Source organism: Agrobacterium sp. S7/73, assembly GCF_019355535.1.
In the GTDB taxonomy this organism is placed as follows: domain Bacteria; phylum Pseudomonadota; class Alphaproteobacteria; order Rhizobiales; family Rhizobiaceae; genus Agrobacterium; species Agrobacterium tumefaciens.
This window is the reverse complement of the sequence record NZ_CP072136.1, coordinates 891,111-911,245: the sequence shown is the minus strand read 5'-3', so window position 1 is coordinate 911,245 and position 20,135 is coordinate 891,111. Positions and strand designations below refer to the sequence as shown.

The window sequence follows — 20,135 nt, the reverse complement described above, 5'->3', positions numbered from 1 at the left end:
AGCCCGTCACCTCAACGAACCCCTTTGCGGCATCCAAATGCGCTGGTTTGATACTTTCGCAACCGACCTTTAATCTTTTACGGCTCAAGCGCACTGCGATCGGACCTGATCAACTGACGCTCCCGATACTTGCGCTTGAAGTGTGCGACGTTGCGCGTCACCGAACGCCGCCATTTACGGACTGTCGCCAGCGAAAAGAATCTGTCGAGCTCTTGCGCCACACCGCGCCAACCACGGCGTTTCTTAAGACCATAATTGCTGCGGCCAAATCCCGAATGGCTAACGCCGGTTTCGGCCAACCACGCCATGATCGCGCCCTGATCCTTATAAAAGATACTAATTTCCGCCTCTGTCCGGAAGCCGGCATAACCTTGCGGTAGTTTTTTATAGCAGGACAACCGCTTGACGGTCGGATTGAAGGTGAAGCTATGCCAGACACGATGCGCGGTCGGCGGTATTCGCCAATACCCTAAATCTTCAACTGACTGCGCCTTGCGTCGAATGTCACGGGGCATGTCGTCATCGGTTCTGAGTTGAACGAGCGCCACCTGCGGGTCCCGCTTCAGTATTTCGATGCCCCTGCCCACAACCTTAGAAACAGGAAATGCCCAGTCGTCTTCGAGATGCAGGATGTAAGGGGTTTGCACTTCCGAATATGCCCGGTCGATAGAGCGGTGCTGCCCAATGTTGACGCCGTTCAAAATGACGCGGATCGGTTGCTCTGGATACCGCGCCGGAATCGCCCACACCGATTCGTCGTCAGAGTCCTCGATAATGATAAATTCCCGTAGCGGGTAATCATTAGTAGAGAAGAAGCTATCGAGAGTTCCGATGAGAAGATCAGGACGGCGGCAGCTGGTGAGCACAACAGTTAAATCGGACATGAAGTCGTCTCGGAAGAAAACTGGCCGATGAAAACAAGCCAGCCAAGCGCTAATTAATATAGTTTCATCTACGTCAAACGAGTTACAGGCGAATTACGTCGCTAAATACAAATAAAATTACATAATAATAAATCATAAATTACAATTATCTTAAATATAACGCATAATATACGCATAATATACGCATAATATACGCATAAAATAAGTAAAATATCAGAATTTATACTCACATAATAAAAATATATGAATCTTTCAACTATATAAATTTACAGAATTCGATTTTTACATAAAAAAAACGGCGGTGCCGGAGACACCGCCGTTTTAGAACTAGATTTTTAAATCCGGCGAAACCGCCGTCTGTCGAAAATTACTCGACAATAGAAGCGACGATGCCGGCGCCGACGGTACGGCCGCCTTCGCGGATAGCGAAGCGCAGCTTTTCTTCCATCGCGATCGGAACGATCAGCTCGACTTCAACAGTCACGTTGTCGCCAGGCATAACCATTTCCGTGCCTTCTGGAAGCGAAACGATACCGGTAACGTCAGTCGTACGGAAGTAGAACTGCGGACGGTAGTTCGTGAAGAACGGCGTATGACGGCCGCCTTCTTCCTTCGTCAGGATGTAGGCTTCTGCCATGAACTTCTTGTGCGGCTTGACCGAACCCGGCTTGCACAGGATCTGGCCACGCTCAACGCCGTCACGGGTAACGCCGCGAACGAGAGCACCGATGTTGTCGCCAGCCTGGCCCTGGTCGAGCAGCTTGCGGAACATTTCAACGCCGGTAACCGTCGTCTTCGACGTCGGACGAATGCCGACGATTTCGACTTCTTCACCAACCTTGACGATACCGCGCTCAACGCGACCCGTCACAACCGTACCACGGCCAGAGATCGAGAACACGTCTTCGATCGGCATCAGGAACGGCTGGTCGATCGGACGCTCAGGCGTCGGGATGTAGGCGTCAACAGCAGCCATCAGCTCGCGGATTGCGTCTTCACCGATCTTCTTGTCGGAATCTTCAAGAGCAGCAAGTGCCGAACCCTTGACGATCGGGATATCGTCGCCCGGGAAGTCGTAGGACGACAGAAGTTCGCGAACTTCCAGTTCGACGAGCTCGAGAAGCTCGGCGTCGTCAACCTGGTCGACCTTGTTGAGGAACACGACGATCGCCGGAACGCCAACCTGGCGAGCAAGCAGGATGTGCTCGCGCGTCTGCGGCATCGGGCCGTCAGCTGCAGAGCAAACCAGGATCGCGCCGTCCATCTGGGCAGCACCGGTGATCATGTTCTTCACGTAGTCGGCGTGGCCGGGGCAGTCGACGTGTGCGTAGTGACGGTTCGGCGTTTCGTATTCGACGTGCGCCGTCGAGATCGTGATGCCGCGAGCCTTTTCTTCAGGAGCAGCGTCGATCTGGTCGTACGCCTTGAACTCGCCGAAATACTTCGTGATCGCAGCAGTCAACGACGTCTTGCCGTGGTCGACGTGACCGATCGTGCCAATGTTGACGTGCGGCTTATTGCGCTCAAACTTGCTCTTTGCCATGTGAATTGCTTCCTGTGAACGTGAAGTAGTTTTCCCGGCGAACCGGTTTGGTGTCGCCGTTTAAGGCTTTGTAAGCGAATGCGCAAGACTTAATTGTCAAAGCACGGTCGCGCACGCCTAAGGCGCGCCTCAAGGTGCATATATGGTGCGTTCCGCGCGATATTCAAAGCTGGCTCAGCCTTCCCACGCGACGGCAAGACGGGACGCACGGACGGGACCCTGCCTGCACCCCTCTTCGCACAATCGGATCGTTAAATAAGCTTTTTCTTTATCACAACTTCTTTACCTGGACCCTCATCATGGCTTAAGGAAATTTCATCTCCGGGGGGAGACGGGCGAGCGGGACGATGCGCCCAGGCGCAAAACCTCTATGCCACATATTGATCAGCCGCGCTCTCCGGCGCGAAATTACATCCGTTTCAGGACCGCTCAATGGAAATCTTCACAGCCGCCGGCTTCACGGCATTCATGCAAGTCATCGCGATCGATCTCGTTCTCGCAGGCGACAATGCCATCGTCATCGGCCTTGCCGCTGCCGGTCTTCCCGCCCACCTTCGCCGCAAGGCGATCCTGGTCGGCATCATCGCCGCCACCGTATTGCGCATCGGCTTTGCCGCCGTCACCGTGCAGCTTCTCTCCATTGTCGGGCTTCAACTCTTCGGCGGGCTTCTGCTTGCCTGGGTTTGCTGGAAGATGTGGTCCGAACTGCGCGAAGCCGCAGGCTCCATCGAAGACGAGGTGACGGACGAAGAGGCTGACCTGACCAAAGGTCACAAGACCTTCTTTCAGGCCGCAACCCAGATCGTCATCGCCGATGTGTCCATGTCGCTGGACAACGTGCTTGCCGTCGCCGGTGCCGCGCAGGACCATGTCACGGTGCTGATCATCGGTCTCGTCGTCTCGATCGCCCTCATGGGACTTGCCGCCAATTTCGTCGCCAAGTTGCTGCACCGCTACCGCTGGATTTCGTATCTTGGCCTGATGGTCATCATCTATGTGGCGCTCAACATGCTGTATCACGGCGTGATCGAAGTCCTGCCCTACATCAAGCCTTATTTCGGCTGAGACTGGCAGTCACATATTCGTCCCGAAAGGCCTGGAAACGAGAGTTTCCGGGCCTTTTCTTTTCATACCCACACAAATGCACCCTTGCCTGCACAGCATTGCAAGCGCACGCGCAGGTGAAATCGGCGCACAGGGGAATCGGTCTCCGCGTCCGCTGCAACATTCGGATAAGACAGGGAAATCGTGATTTTTTGCCTATGGATTTTGGCAATTGAGGTCAGCCACGGGCAAGCCTAGTGAGCTAGTTAATAAGTCATAAAAATAAAAAGAAAGGTAAAGCTGCCAATGGCTTATGACTGGACCGGCGGTCGCACCCGCCGCCTTCGCAGGATGAAGCTGGGCGCTGTTGCAAGCTCACTAATCCTGCTGGCGCTCTTAACAGCGCTCGTTCTAGGCTGAACGCGCTGCGCGCAATTCAACGCTGACCGGCGGCATGGCAAGGTTTCCCAAAACCGCCCTGCCGCCGCTCCTTCGGGGGCAACGTCCATTCTTTGTTGGCAAGATTTGCCGAATATCAGCCGCGAAGGGATGTCGTGGTTATGCCGCCAAACATATGCATTGAAGCGGGTTCATTTCGGCTCTGAAGCTGCGGCAAGACCTATCGAAACAGCCAATAAATGACGCCAAGCACCAACGTCCACATCAGTAGTGATATGGCGAGTACGGCGAGGTAGTTTCGAAATCGTCTGGTCATCCGCCCACATTGCCGGCCAGCCGCCACGGGACAGCCGTAACCGTTTGATTGCTGGATGCGGATCAAGCCGCAAGATCAACTCTTTCTATCAAGATGCTGAATCGCAAACCATTCGCAGATTTTACCCGCCCGAAACCGGGGTTGCCTGACCATGTGAATATCAACCCGCCGGTAAGCGTGAAAACGCTGGGCCACGCTTGCCGCAGGATTTGCAGGGCACAGGAAAAACCGCACGTCGTTCTGGACGTGGCTCAGACACGCTCCGGTCAACCGAATCGACAAATTAAGTCCTTCGGTATGATGTCTGATGACGCGTCATTGCTGGGGCAACGGCGATCAGCCGCCGCCCCAAAAAAGCGCGTCAGCTCTTCAAAGCCGTATTGCACAGGCTCCAGTAACCGCCACCCTTCTGAATCCACTTGAGATCGCCGAGCGTGCCGTCATCCTTGTTCTTACGATAAGAATCGACGCAGGTCTTCAGGCGGGCCTTGCCAGGAGTCTCGCTTGAATATTTCTTATCGACAGCACTCGGAAATACGACGCTCTTCGGAGCCTTTATCGTCGCCTTTTCGGGTTCTTTGTCGGTGGTAGCCGCAACTTGCTTGTCGTCGGCCGCGCTTTCGGCAGCAGCATCGCTACCGCAGAACTTGGCGCGATAGTCGTTCCACTTGACGTCCTTCGCGGACCCGTCGGCTTTCGCCGCCTGGTATTTCACGCTGCACTCTTTCATGGTGAGCGCCGCTGCGGGGGAGACAAACGCCGCCGATGCGAGCAGCGCTAAGGATGAGAGAATTACAACCCTGTTGATCATCGAAGACTCCCGTGTGCATGATTGCCGGCAGACTATCCGACCGGACTTTCCGCTTGTCAACGAGCAGTGCAACAAGCACTGAAAGTCGAATTGGCGGGGAGCAAAATGTGCTCATCGGGCGTGGCGTTTTCGCGGTGAGGACGGCATCACACAGTGACCATGGATATCCACAATCAGCCCGCCGCCGGGGGCATCTCCGCCTTGCAACGCGAACGACGGCAAGCACCGCACAACGAATCACGTATTCGTGTGACGTCAACCCTGCGTCGGAACGAAATTCCTTAATTTTCGTTAGCATCTCGAACGAATAACGAGGATTTATCGATGTTGAGGATGCCGAAGACTATCTCCGCGCTCGCTCTTGGCGTCGCAATATCTACCGCTTCAACCTTGCCCGCCAGTGCGCTGAGCCTCATACAGCCGGCCTACGAACAACAGGAGCAGGCGCAGAATTCCGACGGTCGCGGCTATCCCGCATCCGCCTTTGCCGCGGGCAAGGGTGAAGAGGCGTCATCCAACGGTTACGCCCTCTCAGAATCGGAAATAAACCACGTAAAATGGTGTGCAGCGCGTTACGCATCATACCATCCAACCGACAACAGCTATATGGCAGCCGCCGGCATACGGACGCAATGTCGTTCACCGGATTGATTCAGCCGTGCCCCAGCGCACCGCGTCCCAGCCAATAAGATAAAATTTACTTTAAATTCTATTGACCTGAACCTTTGTCCGGGTTGGCCGTTTGAAGCGCGTGCCAGCGAGGAAACGCGATGATGTGGAATCTTGAAAAACTTGAGCAAGAGCGACTTGATCTGATCGAGGTCATTACTGCCCTGCGCCACACTGAACGCCTGTCGACCGCAGATCGCACCTCGATCTTTGAGAAAATTACGGCGCATATGGTGAGGTTAAGCGAGCTCGACGCAGAGAAAATGCGGATTCAGTCGGCCTTGGAGGCGAGCTGAAAACAGCCAACGCTGATTGGAGTCTGCACATCGGCGCGAGGCAAAATTATCGATCTTTTTGAGAAGTTTTGGAGCGGGTAGCGGGAATCGAACCCGCGTATTCAGCTTGGAAGGCTGCTGCTCTACCATTGAGCTATACCCGCGGTGGTGATTTTGATCCTGCGCAGAATGGTGGAGGGAGTTGGATTTGAACCAACGTAGGCGTAGCCAACGGATTTACAGTCCGTCCCCTTTAACCACTCGGGCATCCCTCCAGCTATCTGCTAGGATCGAGCAACCAAGCTCTTCAGATTTCTCTCCGGCGAAGCGCCGTTGCGTCGTCTGTGGCGCGTATATGACGGCCTCGTTCGCTTCTGTCAACACGCCGTTTCACGAATTTTCGGGAAAAAATTCAAACCTCTTTGCAGGCCTGTGGATTATCGCGGGGGCTGGTGTGCGTCGCATCCCGGAGATATAAGGCGCCATGAGCAAAGACGATCCAAACGACAAATCCACCCGCGACACGCACTACGCCACCCTGCGCCGTGCTGTGCGCGATGCCAAACGCGAGAGGGGCGAAATTCCGACCCCGCAGCAGCCGAAGCGCCGGAATCGTGGCGCGGAAGACTGGAAGCCGCCGCAGCTTGCGCCGGATCAGGTCCACCTTTACGGCCTGCATACCGTGCGTGCGGCGCTTTCCAATCCCGAACGGCAACTCATCAAGCTGTCGGTTACCCTGAATGCCTTTGCGCGTCTGGATATCGGCGAAGCGGATGCGCAGCCCTTCCCGGTAGAGATTGTCTCACCGCAGGATATCGACAAGGTGCTCGGCCCCGAGGCGATCCATCAGGGCGTGATGCTGGAAACCAGGCCGCTTCCGGTCAAGAAACTCGATGCGCTGAAGAAAAGCCCGTTGATCCTCGTGCTCGATCAGGTTACCGACCCGCACAATGTCGGCGCCATCATGCGCTCGGCGGTCGCCTTCAACGCCGGCGCCGTCATCACTACCATTCGCCATAGCCCGACGGAGTCTGGCGTGCTTGCGAAGTCTGCGTCCGGCGCACTGGAACTCATTCCCTATATCCAGATCACCAACCTTGCCGATACATTGGGCGAGCTGCACAAGCTTGGCTTCTTCTCGGTCGGTCTGGATTCGGAAGGCCCCGCCCCCATCGAGCAAACCTTCACCGGCGCAAAGATCGCCCTGGTGCTGGGAGCCGAAGGCAAGGGGCTGCGCCAGAAGACCCGCGAAACCGTTTCGGCGCTCGCCCGTCTCGATATGCCGGGCGAGATCAAATCGCTCAACGTATCGAATGCGGCAGCCATCGCCCTTTATGCAACGCAGCAATTTCTGGGCAAAGCGTCGTCCTGACGCTTACCCTTCCTTGCGAAATCACAAAGCGCAACGCATGCTGCGCCTTTGACATTCGCAAGGAGCAAATCTCGACATGACCGACCTGCCCATCAAACCGACCGGCGAGCTGACGCTGCGGACGCTCGCAATGCCGGCCGACGCCAATCCGGCCGGTGATATTTTCGGCGGCTGGGTCATGTCCCAGATGGACTTGGCCAGCGGCATCCGCGCCGCGGAGCGGTCTCGCTGTCGCGTGGTCACTGCGGCGGTCAAGGAAATGGCTTTCGAGTTGCCGGTGAAGATCGGCGACACGCTGTCCATCTACACCGATATCGCCCGGCTCGGCCGCACCTCCATCACGCTGACGGTCGAGGCCTGGGCGCAGCGCTCCCGTTACGACAAGCTGGAAAAAGTCACCGCCGGAACCTTTATCATGGTGGCGATGGACGAAAACGGGCAGCCGACGCCCATCCCTCCGACGGAGTAGGGTGCGATGGAGGCCGCCGTCAACGCCGCGGAAGCCTATGCGCATATCCGCGCCGTCATGGGCATGGTGGTCGGCCTCAGCCTCGCCCGCTTGCTGACCGGCCTTGCCGGTTTCGTGCAGCATCCCAAGAAGGAGCGCATCTATCCCCTGCATATCGGCTGGGTGGCGTTCCTGTTTCTGATGCTCGTGCATTTCTGGTGGTGGGAACACCGGCTTTCCGCCACCAGCCACGTCCTCGGCTTCGGCGCGTTCCTGTTCCTGATCCTGTTCTGCTCGCTGTTCTATTTCCTGTGCGTGTTGCTGTTCCCCTCAGACATGAAGGAATACAAGGGATACGAGGACTATTTCTTTTCCCGTAAAAGCTGGTTCTTCGCGTTTCTCGCCGCACTTTTCGTCACGGATATAGGCGATACGCTGCTGAAGGGACAGGACTACCTCTCCTCGCTGGGCGCTGAATATCTCATCCGCACCGCTATTTACGTCGTTCTGTTCACACTGGCAGCTTTCATCGGCAACCGACGCTTTCACAGGTTTCTCGTCATTTTCGCCCTGATTTATCAGGTAGTCTGGATATTCAGGACCTACGACCTGCTGGCCTGAACATTCCCATCCCTACGCCGGGTGATAATTGAAAACAGGCCTCGTCTTTCGCCATCGTGTCGCGGTGACACGGCCCGATAAATATGGCATTTCGCTGCAATGGGATTCATTCGCAGGATAATGCAGGACAGAAGTTCGGCTGGCGCCATCGCCACGCTGGCGGTCCTGCTTTTTCTCCTGCAAGGGCTCGTGAATGGCCTGACCAGCGGCAATATGGCCTCAGCCGCGCTGGCGACCGGTGAGATCATCTGTTCCAGCCACATGCCCGAAGGCGGTTCGGGCAAACCGAACCCGGCCTCCAACCCTGCGGGCAAGCTCGCCGACAATTGCTGCGGCACGCTCTGCCGTCTGGCCTCCGTTACCATCGCCGCTCTTCCCGTTACTCCCGTGGAGCGTGCGGACGGCATCGTCCGGGTCGTCGAAGTCGACTTTCTCGACCGCGACACGGCATTGCCGCCGCCACCACCCAATCTGGAATCGCGCCCACGCGCACCGCCTCCCTCTCTGCAAATGTAAAGAGCGATCCGGCCCTGCCGGATAATCAACTTTTCTGCGGAGACATCCATGTCCGTTACGACCTCTTTCGAGGGCGAGCGCGCGCCTGCGCAATCCTCGTCCGTCAACCTGTACCGCGCCGTATGGCGCTGGCACTTCTACGCTGGCCTTTTTGTACTGCCCTTTCTGATATCGCTGGCCGTCACCGGTGCGCTCTATCTGTTCCGGGACGAATTCGACAATCTCATTCATTCGGACCTGAAGCGCATCGAAGTGGCGCAGAACGTGCCGAAAGCACTCCCCTCCGATATTCTCGCCGCAGCCGTTGCGGCCGTTCCCGGCACTGCGGTGAAATACACCACGCCAGGCGATCCGGGTGCCTCGACGGAAATTACCGTCAGTACGAGCGAAGGGAAACGCGCCGTCTACGTCAACACCTATACCGGGCAGGTTGCCGGTTCACTGCCGGATCGTGGCACCATCATGTGGACGATCCGATACATCCACAGCCTGAAATATTTCGGCACCTATACCCGCTATCTGATCGAGATTGCCGCCGGCTGGTCCATCCTGCTCGTCGCCACCGGCATCTATCTGTGGTGGCCTAGGAAGCAGAGCGGCGGTGTCTTGACCGTGCGCGGCACGCCGAAAAACCGCGTCTTCTGGCGCGATACCCATGCCGTCACCGGCATTTTCGTTGGCTTTTTCACCGTATTTCTCGCAGTCACCGGAATGCCCTGGTCGGGCGTGTGGGGCGCCAAGGTCAACGAATGGGCAAACGGCAGCAATTTCGGATATCCGGCAGGCGTGCGGACCGATGTTCCAATGTCCGGCGAGCATCTCGATCACATGGCCAAGACCAGCTGGTCGCTGGAGCAGGCGAAAGTACCGGAATCCACCGCATCCGCCACCGGGCAACCAATCGGCATAGATGCAGCCATCGCGCGTTTCGACGGGCTCGGTCTTACCCTTGGTTATACCGTCGTGCTGCCGACCAAACCGACAGGCGTCTATAGCGGCTCCGTCTATCCCGATGACCTTTCAAAGCAGCGCGTCGTCCATCTCGATCAATATAGCGGCAAACCGCTGATCGACATGAGCTATTCCGACTACGGTCCGCTTGGAAAGGTGCTGGAATGGGGGATCAACGTGCATATGGGCCAGCAATTCGGCCTCGCCAACCAGATCGTGTTGCTGGCAGCCTGTGTCGGCATCGTCCTGCTTGCCGTTTCCGCCGGCATCATGTGGTGGAAACGACGCCCCAGAGGTTCGCTCGGCGTGCCACCATTGCCGCAGGATAAACGCGTCTTGCGCGGCCTGCTGGCGCTGCTGGCCATCGGCGGCATCATGTTCCCGCTGGTTGGCGCAAGCCTGCTGGTGATGCTTGTTCTGGATCTGATCGTGCAGTCCCGCGAAAAACAACGCGCTGCCTGACAAAAAACACGGCCGGGAGATATCCCCCGGCCGTGTCCTTCTGAATTCCGGGCGGTTGGCAGAAGCTTGGCCTTAGAGCACGTCCTGTTGAAACAGAATTGCTTGACGTGCTCTAACTGTTTGTTTCTACGAATTTTCCAGACGTAAAACCGCTACGCACTTTTACTGGAAATGCTCTAGAACATCGTATTCTTGTTTGCAGCCTTTTCCGGAACCGGCTGGATCACGTCCCAATGTTCGGTGATCTTGCCGTCGGTGACCCTGAAAATATCGACGATGGCGGCTCCGCGAGCACCCTCTTTATCCGTGGAATGGATGTGCAGATAAACCAGATCTCCATCCGTGGCGCTACGCACGATCCGGGATTTCGCCTGCGGGTTTTCCTTGAAGAAGCCGGTGAAATAGTCGACGAATGGCTTCTTGCCATCAGGCACCATCGGATTGTGCTGTTTGTAGCTGTCGACGATGACGGCAGCGCCCTTCGCCACCTCGTGCTTGTTGAAGACGGTGTCGTAAAAATCGATCACCAGCTTGCGGTTGGCTTCTTCCTGAACCAGATCGCGCTTTGCGGTTTCCGCCAGAACGGGCGCGGCCATCAGCGCGGGCGCGAGGGCAAGAGCAGCGATGGCAAGACGACGTGTCATGAAATTCATGGATGAGACCTCTCAGTAACCGACGGTGAAACGCTGGCGAGAATGCTGCGGCTTTTCGATTTCATCGACAAGCGCGATGGCGTAGTCTTCAAAGGAAATGCGGCTGCCAGCTTCGTTGCTCAAAAGGCTGTCCTTGCCGATACGGAATTTGCCCGTTCTTTCCCCCGGCACAAATTCGGCCGATGGCGACAGGAAGGTCCAGTCGAGCTGCTTTTCCCCTTTCAGACGGTCCAGAAACTCCGCTCCCTTGGTCGCCTCTGCCTTGTAGGCGGCCGGGAAGTCCGGCAGGTCAACCACGCGCTGGCCCGGCGCAATTTCAAGGCTGCCGGCGCCACCCACGACGAGATAACGGGAAACGCCCGAGGCACGGACGGCCTCGATCAGCGTCACCGGATCGCTCGCAGTGAAGTGCACGGCGCTGATCACGGCATCGTGATCCTTAAGCAGTTCCGAAAGCCCTGCCTGATCGAAGACATCGCCCTTTTTTGCCACTACGTTCGGCAGGCTGGCGATCTTTTCAGGGTTGCGGGCGATCGCCGTCACCTGGTGCCCCCGGTCGGAAAGTTCCTTCAGAATACGGGATCCGGCATTGCCGGAGGCTCCGATGAGCGCGATTTTAGCCATGGCTTTTTCCTTTATAGGCATCGTTGTAGGTCTAGATAATAGACCGCTAGGGGAAGCTATGGTATCGCAGCCCCGGCTGCAAGAAGTCAGCCGACGCTGATCAGGTCACACGGCGATGACCTGAAAGGGCACGAAAATGGAAAGAGCAGGGAAAATGCCGGATACGCAAACCAAGGAAACCTTCGCCTTCGACCAGCCCTGCCCCATCCGCGACGTGCTGGATCGCATCGGCGATCAATGGAGCCTGCTGGTTCTGGAAGCGCTTCAGGGCGGGGTTCTGCGTTTCAACGAACTGAATCGCAAGATCGACGATATTTCCAAGCAGATGTTGTCACGCACGCTGAAACGGCTGGAGGAAGACGGTTTCATTCGCCGCACGCTCTATGCGCAGGTGCCGCCGCGCGTGGAATACGAACTGACCAATCTCGGCCGTTCGTTTCTGGTGCCGATGCAATTGCTGGTGCAGTGGGCGGACGAGAACCACGTCCGCATTTGTACGGCGCGGTTGGACTATGCCAATGGAGGAACGGGATCGTAATACCGTTCCTCGTGCCGTGCGAAACCTGTCCGCCACGGCAATAGAAAGGCCCTGTGGCGATCAGGAGCGGAAGATGAAGGAAGCGCCGAAAGCGATGAGCGCAAAACCGATCACGTGGTTGATCGTGATGCTTTCCTTCAGCCAGAAGACCGAGAACAGCGCAAAGACCGCAAGCGTGATAACTTCCTGAATGGTCTTGAGCTGCGCGGTCGAATAGACCTCCGATCCCATGCGGTTCGCGGGGACTGCGAGCATGTATTCGAAGAAAGCGATGCCCCAGCTTGCGACAATCGCAAGGAATAGTGCGCTGCCCTTATGCTTGAGATGCCCATACCAGGCGAAAGTCATGAAAACATTGGAGACGATGAGCATCAGGACAGGCCAGATGTGGGCAGGGCTGATCGAGAACGGCATGATTGTTCCTGAATGAAGAAGGGAGGGATGTCACGAAAGGCAGTTTGAAAACGCAACCGTCATTTTTGTCTTTGCTTTAACTTACCGCCGTATGAAACGGAACCGGTTTCTATCAAAGCGTATTCGGCCGCTATGCAACGTATCCGGCCAAATTTTGTTCCCCGCGCTTCGTTTCCTTTTTGTACTCATTTTTTCTTGGCCTCCCCTTCCCTTTGCGCGTGACTCCCTCCATATTTCGCGCATGGCCAGATCACCCAAAAATTCCAAACCCTCGAATTCCGGCTTCGAGGAAGCTCCGCAATCGTCGTTCGAAGGCGCGCCGCTCAGCGGCAGCGTTGCCGATTGGGTAAAGCAGCTCGAGGCGGAAGCCGAAGCCGGCTCGGTGGAGACCCAGCGCGAAGTCGCCTCGAAAGCTGGCAAGCACCGCAAGAAGATCGAGATCGAAGCGCGCAAGGAAGCGGAAAAAGCGGCCAACAAAACGGCTAAAAACACCACGGCTTCCAAGACAGCGCGCGGCGTTTCCATCGGCGCGTCGAGCGATCCAAAAACCCGCGCCGCCGCCGGTCTCAATCCCGTGGCTGGCATGGACGTTTCCCTGGAGGAGGCGGCCAATCTTGCACCGGGTGCCGTCACCGCCACCGTTGAGGCACTATCGGCGCTTATCGAGAGCGGCAATCCGCTGTTCAAGGACGGCAAGATGTGGACGCCGCACCGGCCGGCGCGTCCGCCGAAATCCGAAGGCGGCGTTACAATCCGCATGGACTCGGAGTATCAACCGGCAGGCGACCAGCCGACGGCGATTGCCGATCTCGTGGAAGGCATCAATTCCGGCGAGCGCAGCCAAGTCCTGCTCGGCGTCACCGGCTCCGGCAAAACCTTCACCATGGCCAAGGTGATCGAGGCAACCCAGCGCCCGGCCGTCATCCTTGCGCCCAACAAGACGCTGGCGGCACAGCTCTATTCCGAGTTCAAGAACTTCTTCCCCGACAATGCGGTAGAGTACTTCGTCTCATATTACGATTATTATCAGCCGGAAGCCTATGTGCCGCGCTCCGACACCTTCATCGAGAAGGAATCCTCGATCAACGAACAGATCGACCGGATGCGTCACTCCGCCACCCGCTCGCTGCTGGAACGCGACGACTGCATCATCGTCGCTTCGGTTTCCTGCATCTATGGTATTGGCTCGGTGGAAACCTATACAGCCATGACCTTCCAGATGCAGGTGGGCGACCGGCTGGACCAGCGCCAGCTTCTGGCCGACCTTGTGGCCCAGCAATACAAGCGCCGCGACATGGATTTCCAGCGCGGCTCCTTCCGCGTGCGCGGCGATACCATCGAAATCTTCCCTGCCCACCTTGAGGATGCCGCCTGGCGCATCTCGATGTTCGGCGACGAAATCGATTCCATTACCGAATTCGACCCGCTGACCGGCCAGAAAACCGGCGATCTGCAATCCGTCAAGATCTACGCCAATTCGCACTATGTCACCCCGCGCCCGACGCTGAACGGCGCGATCAAGTCGATCAAGGAAGAGCTGAGGGTCCGCCTCGCCGAGCTGGAAAAGGCGGGACGCTTGCTGGAAGCCCAGCGGCTGGAACAGCGCACGCGTTACGACATCGAAATGCTGGAGGCGACCGGCTCCTGCGCCGGTATCGAAAACTATTCGCGTTATCTCACCGGCCGCAATCCCGGTGAGCCGCCGCCGACGCTGTTCGAATATATCCCTGATAATGCGCTGCTTTTTATTGACGAAAGCCACGTATCGGTTAGCCAGATCGGTGGCATGTATCGCGGCGACTTCAGGCGCAAGGCGACGCTGGCCGAATATGGCTTCCGCCTTCCCTCCTGCATGGATAACCGCCCGTTGCGCTTTGAGGAATGGGATGCGATGCGGCCGCTGACGGTCGCGGTTTCGGCCACCCCCGGCTCGTGGGAAATGGAACAGGCCGGCGGCGTCTTCGCCGAACAGGTCATCCGCCCGACAGGACTCATCGATCCGCCGGTCGAGGTGCGCTCCGCCCGCAGCCAGGTGGACGATGTTCTCGGCGAAATTCGCGAGACCGCCGCTAAGGGTTACCGCACGCTCTGCACCGTGCTGACCAAGCGCATGGCTGAAGACCTGACCGAATATCTGCACGAACAGGGCGTTCGCGTGCGTTACATGCACTCGGATATCGACACGCTGGAACGCATCGAGATCATCCGCGACCTGCGCCTTGGTGCCTTCGACGTGCTTGTCGGTATCAACCTTCTGCGCGAAGGCCTCGATATTCCAGAATGCGGTTTCGTCGCGATCCTCGATGCCGACAAGGAAGGCTTCCTGCGTTCGGAAACTTCGCTGATCCAGACCATCGGCCGCGCCGCCCGTAACGTCGACGGCAAGGTCATCCTTTATGCCGACAATATCACCGGCTCGATGAAGCGGGCGATGGAGGAAACCTCCCGCCGCCGCGAAAAGCAGATGGCCTATAACGCCGAACACGGCATCACGCCGGAATCGGTCAAGGCGAAGATCTCCGATATTCTTGATTCAGTTTATGAGCGTGATCACGTAAGGGCCGATATTTCAGGCGTTTCCGGCAAAGGCTTCGCCGATGGCGGCCATCTGGTCGGCAACAATCTGCAGTCCCATCTCAACGCGCTGGAAAAATCCATGCGCGATGCCGCAGCCGATCTGGACTTCGAAAAAGCCGCCCGCCTGCGCGACGAAATCAAGCGCCTCAAGGCCACCGAACTCGCCGTCATGGACGACCCGATGGCGAAGGAAGAGGCGAAATCGCTTGAGGGTGGCGGCAGAAGCAAGAAAAAAGAAACGAGCGCCCGCAACGGGTCGATCTCGCCTCTTGCGGGAGATATATCCGGCGGGACAGAGGACGGTGCCGCTTCCGCAAACGAAAGTGGAAAATCTCTCTTCGCCAAACCTTCGCTGGACGAAATGGGTCCCGGCTCGGACACGGGCAAGCCGCTGTTCCGCAGGAACACGCTGGACGAGATGACCGTTGGCCGCACCGAGAAGCCGGTGCGTGGCGAAGTTCCCGGCAAACCCGAGACGGAAACCGGCAAACGTTTCTCACCGCTCATGGAAGGCCAACCTGAGCGAACCAAGGACGATCCCCGCCCCCTCGTGCGCGGCAAGATCGGAGCGGGTTCCTATGAGGATGCCGGCGAACAGAAGCGCAAAAGCCGGACGAAGGGGAAGACGGGGCGTCCCGGTCGCTGACGCGCAACGGCGCAATCTGGATAGACACCGCATGCATCGAAAAAATCTGGCGGCCTTATGCCTCGTCTTTTTCTCAAGCCCAGTCCTTGCCGGGCAGATTGAGGACGCCACCTTCCACAGCGCCGCCCTGAACGCACCGCTGCCCGTCAACATCTACCGACCGGATGGCACGCCGCCGGAAAACGGCTGGCCGGTGCTTTATCTCCTGCACGGCCATGATGGTGACCAGAACAGCTGGCGGGATCTCGGCAATATCGAAAAGACGCTGGACACGCTGATTGCGGCTGGCGCCATCCGCCCGCTGGTTGTCGTCATGCCAGGCGTTAAAAACAGTTGGTATGTGGATTCGGCCGCTGTCGGTGGTCCCGGCGATTACGAGACGGCCCTGACGGGCGATCTGCGCCATCAAGTGGAAAAAACGCTGCCGGTGCGAAAAGATCGCGAAGGGCGTGCCATCGCCGGGCTGTCCATGGGCGGTTTCGGCGCATTGCATCTGGCTTATGGCCACGAAGACCTCTATGGCGCAGTCGCCAGTCTGTCCGGCGCGATCTGGCAGAACGTGCCCGCCTCCGATCTCGACAAAACGCCCGCGGAACTCAAGCTCATTCAGGACAGCGCCTTCTTCCACCGCGTCGACCGCACTACCGTCACCAGCGGCATCGTGCTGCCCTCCACCGGCGATCACTTCTCCGGCGCCTTCGGCACGCCCTTCGATGCGAGTCTCTTCAATGAGAAGAACGTCTTCACCCTTGTTGCACAGCACGTCGCCGAAAGCCAAGACTTGCCCGCCACCTATCTGACAGTTGGCGACGACGACGGCTTCTTCCTCTGGCGCGGCGCCATCGCCCTGCACGAAACGCTTCAGGCCGACAATCGCAAATCCCAATTGCGGATCACCGATGGCGATCACGTCTGGTCAGTGTGGAAAGTGTCAATTATCGACGCGCTGAAGTTCATCGATGGGGAATGGGACAAGGCAACGGACGTTGGGAAAGATTGACTGCCTACTCGATTACCCAGCCTTATTCCCCGTGCGTTTCTTTCCAGCCTTCCCCGCGACATTTAACGCCACCGCCGCGCGGATCAGCGCCACCAGTGCCTCCACGTCGATCTCATCTCGCTCGTGAAAGTCGATGGCGCGTCGCGTATTGCCCTCAAGGCTCGAATTGAACAGGCCGGCCGGGTCTTCAAGCGATGCGCCCTTCGCAAACGTCATCTTTACGGCTGTCTTGTAGGTTTCGCCCGTGCAGATGATACCGGCATGTTCCCAGACGGGCACGCCGCGCCATTTCACCTCCTCCGTCACATCCGGATCGGCCTTCCTTATCAGCGCCCGGATGCGCGCAAGCGTCTCGCCACGCCAGTCGCCAAGCTCCGCGATCTTTCGATCGATGAGAACCGACGGTGCATTCTCCTCCGCTTCCTTGCTGTCAGTGTTTTTTGCCATAACGTCCTCCGGATTTGGCGTGCCAGTGCTCCCGCTACCAGCATAAACCAAAATTTCCTGCGCTCCCACGCGGAACCAAATCCGGCCTTCACCGTTTCTTCCCCGAACGAAACGTTCAGCATACAAAGGGAAGAAACATCATGAAAATCAACGTCATCGCTCTCGCTGCCGCAGCAGCCCTCTCCTCTTCCGTGGCTTTTGCCCAGACGGCTGCGACTGCGCCTGCTGTTGGCGCCGATGCGACTTTGTCCGGTCCCGGCATCACCATGGGCACCAAGGCTAACGGCCCGCTGAAGTTCGTCAATGTCCAGAAAACCGACCTCACCGCCTCCCAGCTCGACGGTCTGGATATCTATAACGCCCAGAACGAAAACATCGGCGAAATCGAGGATGTCGTCATCGGCGATGGCAAATCGGTGATCGGCCTCGTTGCCAGCGTCGGCGGTTTCCTCGGCATCGACAAGAGCTATGTGGTGCTCGACCCGGCCTCGGTTGCAGTCCACAACGACAACGGCACCTGGAAGGCCTATGTCGATACCACCAAGGAAGCGCTGCAGAACGCACCGAAGCTCGACTACGACAAGCTGGACGACTGATTCCCCTGCAGTCGCAAGCTTGACCCCCGCGATCCGTCGCGGGGGTTTTTCGTGTGTGGAATTTCGGCGCAGTATCCGACAATCCCTCTCTCACGGCGCTTGCCTAGCAGCCCAGCTCTCGCCTATCTTCGGCGCGCAAGACACCAAGGATCGATGCGTGCCCGCCAAAACTCTCTCTTCCCTCACCATCAGCGCTATGACGATATTGCTGAGCACCCTTCCGCTATCAGCACAGTCAGCCGGCTGGAAACCAGCCGAGCAGATAAAAACCTATGCGATCAGCGGTGATACGGGCGGAGCGCTCTACCAGTCCATAGGCGAACGCGGCCCGACCGCCGGTGTGCAGGCCATCGCCCACACCACCTTCAAGCTGACATGGCGGCGCGATTATCGTCCACAACCGGACGGTGCCTGCGTACTGGCCACCGCCAAGCCCAATCTCACAATCATCTATACCTGGCCGAAAGCGCCGGCCAGATTGCCGCCCGCGGTCGCCGCCAGCTGGAAAACCTTTATTTCCGGTGTGGAAACCCATGAGCGCGTTCATGGCGAGCACATTCTCGACATGGTGCAGAAGATCGAGGCATTCAGCACCGGTCTGAGAGCGGAAAACGATCCGAAATGCCAGAAAGTGCGCGTTGTCCTTCAACAGCGGCTTGGTGAGCTATCCAACGAGCAGCGCCAACGCGGACGCGATTTCGACCGGGACGAGCTTTCGCCCGGTGGCCGCGTGCATCAGCTCATCCTGGCGCTCGTCAACGGTCCCTGAGAACTCCAGGGGGAAACGGCTATTCCGCCGCCTCGCCTTTCAGCAGCGGTTCGGAGAGCGATATGCTTTCCAGCTCGTAGGAATAGCCTTCCAGCATCGTATAGGCCTGCTCGATCGCCTCTATCTGCGCTTCCGCATTGCGGATGGCTTCGGCGATGGACTGGCTGCGCGCACGCAACATGGAACTCAAAACATCGGTCTCCGGCTTTCTGCCCAGCCGGTCCATGTGTTTGCGCACCCGCGTGCGGTGACGCTCCAGTTCCAGAATGTGAAAGCGGCTTTTCAGGATATCGTCGGTCAGCTTGCGGCGCATGGCGGCCACTGGGTCGAAGCTGCCTGGCTCACGCTCGTCCAGAATGAATTCGTTGACCAGAGTTTCCAGCATCAGCAGGCCTTTTAGGTCCTTGGCATCGGCAAGCTGCGGATCGTAACCGGTATCGTCGAACACCTTGCGGCGCACCGGATCCTTCAAAAGCTCGTAAGCGGTTTGCAGGCGTGCGAATTGGTCGGTATCGCCCCCGCTGTCGGGATGGGCGGCTTTCGCCACCTTACGGTAAGCGGACTTGATCGCCGCCTCGTCGGCATCACGCTCCACGCCAAGCAAAACATAGGGATCGATCACTAAAACACCTTCAAACGCAAACTGTTACCGCATGCCATACGCCACCCCCGTGCGGCTCGCGCACAGATCATAAGCGAATTCCGCCCGCGCGGCACCCCCGCGCCGGCGCAAAAGCCCTTGATCCTCAAATTTGTCGGACCCATGGCGACTATAATCACGGGCGGGACAAAATTGTGGAAAGTCATGGCAAAACACGCCGGGCCAAGCTGCCTACCCATGCGGAAAACCGTGCAACCCGCAGGTTTTACGGTGCTTATGGTGGAACGGCTCCAACGGGTGTAAGCTTGGCTTTTGGATCTGAAGGGAGGGACGATCCTATGCCGCAAACCATTACCCAGACAGTGACGGATTATGTGCACGCCATGGCCTATGCGGATGAGGGCCTGATGCGTGATGTTTTCGATCCGCGCGCCAGCATCGTCGGGACGTTTCAGGGTGAAACGGAATGGCTCTCACTGGAGGACTTTGCCGAGCAGATACGGAAAAGCGAACGCGGCCTGCCCGATCACGACCCCGTCTTCGAAATCCTCGGCATCGACAAGGAAGGCGACAGCGCGTCCGTGAAGCTGACGACCCGTTTCGACGGCATGGATTTTAGCGAATACCTGTCCTTGCTGGAGCGCGACGGCAACTGGGCAATCGTGCACAAGCTATATCACATCAAGCCATAGGCGTTGTGCGAATGCAGGAATAATATGGGTGGAAATGGCCAAGCCATTGAAAATACTGGTGCCCCCGACAAGGTTCGAACTCGTGACCCCCTGATTACAAATCAGGTGCTCTACCAACTGAGCTACAAGGGCAATCCAGTGCCTTGCCAACTATCAGATTCTCACTTCGTGTAAAGCAAAAATTGATTGCGCGCCGTTGGGAGACCTCTTTTCCACACCGTACCTGTGGGTTTCAATCACCAGGTCGCGGGAAAAGGCCTGCAAAAT

The 20,135-nt window shown here is 57.6% G+C and carries 22 protein-coding genes and 3 tRNA genes; 14 read left to right on the top strand and 11 right to left on the bottom strand.

The genetic code is table 11. From position 1 onward, the window contains the following. Positions 1–77: 77 nt before the first annotated feature. Together J5276_RS04200 and tuf are read right to left on the bottom strand one after the other, a co-directional pair. Complete coding sequence (locus J5276_RS04200) at positions 78–884, bottom strand: glycosyltransferase family 2 protein (protein ID WP_065702390.1); 807 nt, start codon at positions 882–884, stop codon at positions 78–80. A 367-nt stretch (positions 885–1,251) separates the two neighbouring features. Beyond that, positions 1,252–2,427 (bottom strand): elongation factor Tu, encoded by a 1,176-nt coding sequence (tuf, locus tag J5276_RS04195; RefSeq protein WP_013636434.1) that lies wholly within the window; start codon positions 2,425–2,427, stop codon positions 1,252–1,254. 432 nt (positions 2,428–2,859) lie between these two features. Here tuf and J5276_RS04190 point away from each other — a divergent pair, with 432 nt between their 5' ends. Next, a complete protein-coding gene (locus J5276_RS04190) occupies positions 2,860–3,492 on the top strand; it encodes a TerC family protein (RefSeq protein ID WP_003513029.1) in 633 nt (210 codons plus the stop codon). A gap of 1,055 nt (positions 3,493–4,547) precedes the next feature. On the opposite strand, the gene J5276_RS04185 is transcribed toward J5276_RS04190, so the two are convergent. Then, positions 4,548–4,997, bottom strand: coding sequence for a hypothetical protein (locus tag J5276_RS04185; protein WP_003513030.1), 450 nt, complete (start codon positions 4,995–4,997; stop codon positions 4,548–4,550). A 324-nt stretch (positions 4,998–5,321) separates the two neighbouring features. Here J5276_RS04185 and J5276_RS04180 point away from each other — a divergent pair, with 324 nt between their 5' ends. Both J5276_RS04180 and J5276_RS04175 read left to right on the top strand, forming a co-directional pair. Next, on the top strand, positions 5,322–5,648 hold the full coding sequence (locus J5276_RS04180) for a BA14K family protein (protein ID WP_035251814.1): 327 nt from the start codon (positions 5,322–5,324) through the stop codon (positions 5,646–5,648). A gap of 119 nt (positions 5,649–5,767) precedes the next feature. Beyond that, positions 5,768–5,962 carry a hypothetical protein gene (locus tag J5276_RS04175; RefSeq protein ID WP_013636443.1) on the top strand — a complete coding sequence of 65 codons (195 nt, stop codon included), beginning with the start codon at positions 5,768–5,770 and terminating at the stop codon, positions 5,960–5,962. A gap of 69 nt (positions 5,963–6,031) precedes the next feature. Here J5276_RS04175 and J5276_RS04170 read toward each other — a convergent pair. Beyond that, positions 6,032–6,105: transfer RNA gene (locus tag J5276_RS04170), tRNA-Gly, on the bottom strand. A 26-nt stretch (positions 6,106–6,131) separates the two neighbouring features. Beyond that, positions 6,132–6,216 (bottom strand) — tRNA-Tyr (locus J5276_RS04165). Positions 6,217–6,425: 209 nt separating this feature from the next. Between J5276_RS04165 and rlmB the strand changes: the two genes are divergently transcribed. The 5 genes from rlmB to J5276_RS04140 all read left to right on the top strand — a co-directional run bounded on the left by rlmB (position 6,426) and on the right by J5276_RS04140 (position 10,311). Continuing rightward, a complete protein-coding gene (gene rlmB, locus J5276_RS04160) occupies positions 6,426–7,313 on the top strand; it encodes a 23S rRNA (guanosine(2251)-2'-O)-methyltransferase RlmB (RefSeq protein ID WP_003513033.1) in 888 nt (295 codons plus the stop codon). A gap of 76 nt (positions 7,314–7,389) precedes the next feature. After that, positions 7,390–7,782 (top strand): acyl-CoA thioesterase, encoded by a 393-nt coding sequence (locus J5276_RS04155; protein ID WP_003513034.1) that lies wholly within the window; start codon positions 7,390–7,392, stop codon positions 7,780–7,782. 6 nt (positions 7,783–7,788) lie between these two features. Further along, positions 7,789–8,382: a hypothetical protein gene (locus tag J5276_RS04150; RefSeq protein ID WP_003513035.1), complete on the top strand. Its 594-nt coding sequence runs from the start codon at positions 7,789–7,791 to the stop codon at positions 8,380–8,382. A gap of 99 nt (positions 8,383–8,481) precedes the next feature. Beyond that, complete coding sequence (locus J5276_RS04145; RefSeq protein ID WP_003513036.1) at positions 8,482–8,898, top strand: DUF2946 family protein; 417 nt, start codon at positions 8,482–8,484, stop codon at positions 8,896–8,898. 48 nt (positions 8,899–8,946) lie between these two features. After that, complete coding sequence (locus J5276_RS04140; protein ID WP_112153999.1) at positions 8,947–10,311, top strand: PepSY domain-containing protein; 1,365 nt, start codon at positions 8,947–8,949, stop codon at positions 10,309–10,311. 176 nt (positions 10,312–10,487) lie between these two features. Here the strand turns inward: J5276_RS04140 and J5276_RS04135 are convergent, their stop codons facing one another. Further along, on the bottom strand, positions 10,488–10,964 hold the full coding sequence (locus J5276_RS04135; protein ID WP_003513038.1) for a nuclear transport factor 2 family protein: 477 nt from the start codon (positions 10,962–10,964) through the stop codon (positions 10,488–10,490). A gap of 12 nt (positions 10,965–10,976) precedes the next feature. Continuing rightward, positions 10,977–11,588 (bottom strand): NAD(P)-dependent oxidoreductase, encoded by a 612-nt coding sequence (locus J5276_RS04130; RefSeq protein ID WP_209159545.1) that lies wholly within the window; start codon positions 11,586–11,588, stop codon positions 10,977–10,979. A gap of 154 nt (positions 11,589–11,742) precedes the next feature. Between J5276_RS04130 and J5276_RS04125 the strand changes: the two genes are divergently transcribed. Then, on the top strand, positions 11,743–12,126 hold the full coding sequence (locus J5276_RS04125; RefSeq protein ID WP_112154000.1) for a helix-turn-helix domain-containing protein: 384 nt from the start codon (positions 11,743–11,745) through the stop codon (positions 12,124–12,126). A gap of 60 nt (positions 12,127–12,186) precedes the next feature. Here J5276_RS04125 and J5276_RS04120 read toward each other — a convergent pair whose 3' ends face one another. Beyond that, the gene (locus tag J5276_RS04120; RefSeq protein ID WP_003513041.1) at positions 12,187–12,540 is read right to left on the bottom strand and encodes a DMT family protein; all 354 of its coding nucleotides are present in this window, start codon (positions 12,538–12,540) and stop codon (positions 12,187–12,189) included. Positions 12,541–12,781: 241 nt separating this feature from the next. On the opposite strand from J5276_RS04120, the gene uvrB reads away from it, so the two are divergent. Together uvrB and J5276_RS04110 are read left to right on the top strand one after the other, a co-directional pair. After that, positions 12,782–15,763, top strand: coding sequence for an excinuclease ABC subunit UvrB (uvrB, locus tag J5276_RS04115; protein ID WP_112154001.1), 2,982 nt, complete (start codon positions 12,782–12,784; stop codon positions 15,761–15,763). Between the two features lie 31 nt (positions 15,764–15,794). Further along, the gene (locus J5276_RS04110) at positions 15,795–16,763 is read left to right on the top strand and encodes an alpha/beta hydrolase family protein (protein ID WP_112154002.1); all 969 of its coding nucleotides are present in this window, start codon (positions 15,795–15,797) and stop codon (positions 16,761–16,763) included. Between the two features lie 12 nt (positions 16,764–16,775). On the opposite strand, the gene J5276_RS04105 is transcribed toward J5276_RS04110, so the two are convergent. Next, the gene (locus tag J5276_RS04105; protein WP_112154003.1) at positions 16,776–17,210 is read right to left on the bottom strand and encodes a DUF1801 domain-containing protein; all 435 of its coding nucleotides are present in this window, start codon (positions 17,208–17,210) and stop codon (positions 16,776–16,778) included. A 140-nt stretch (positions 17,211–17,350) separates the two neighbouring features. Here J5276_RS04105 and J5276_RS04100 point away from each other — a divergent pair, with 140 nt between their 5' ends. Continuing rightward, on the top strand, positions 17,351–17,806 hold the full coding sequence (locus tag J5276_RS04100) for a PRC-barrel domain-containing protein (RefSeq protein WP_003513045.1): 456 nt from the start codon (positions 17,351–17,353) through the stop codon (positions 17,804–17,806). Between the two features lie 157 nt (positions 17,807–17,963). Further along, complete coding sequence (locus tag J5276_RS04095) at positions 17,964–18,575, top strand: DUF922 domain-containing Zn-dependent protease (RefSeq protein WP_003513048.1); 612 nt, start codon at positions 17,964–17,966, stop codon at positions 18,573–18,575. 19 nt (positions 18,576–18,594) lie between these two features. Here J5276_RS04095 and J5276_RS04090 read toward each other — a convergent pair whose 3' ends face one another. After that, positions 18,595–19,197: a J domain-containing protein gene (locus J5276_RS04090; protein ID WP_003513049.1), complete on the bottom strand. Its 603-nt coding sequence runs from the start codon at positions 19,195–19,197 to the stop codon at positions 18,595–18,597. Between the two features lie 317 nt (positions 19,198–19,514). On the opposite strand from J5276_RS04090, the gene J5276_RS04085 reads away from it, so the two are divergent. Then, entirely contained in the window at positions 19,515–19,868 is a 354-nt protein-coding gene (locus J5276_RS04085; RefSeq protein ID WP_025593977.1) for a nuclear transport factor 2 family protein, read from the top strand. Positions 19,869–19,924: 56 nt separating this feature from the next. On the opposite strand, the gene J5276_RS04080 is transcribed toward J5276_RS04085, so the two are convergent. Continuing rightward, positions 19,925–20,000 (bottom strand) — tRNA-Thr (locus tag J5276_RS04080). Positions 20,001–20,135 lie beyond the last annotated feature (135 nt).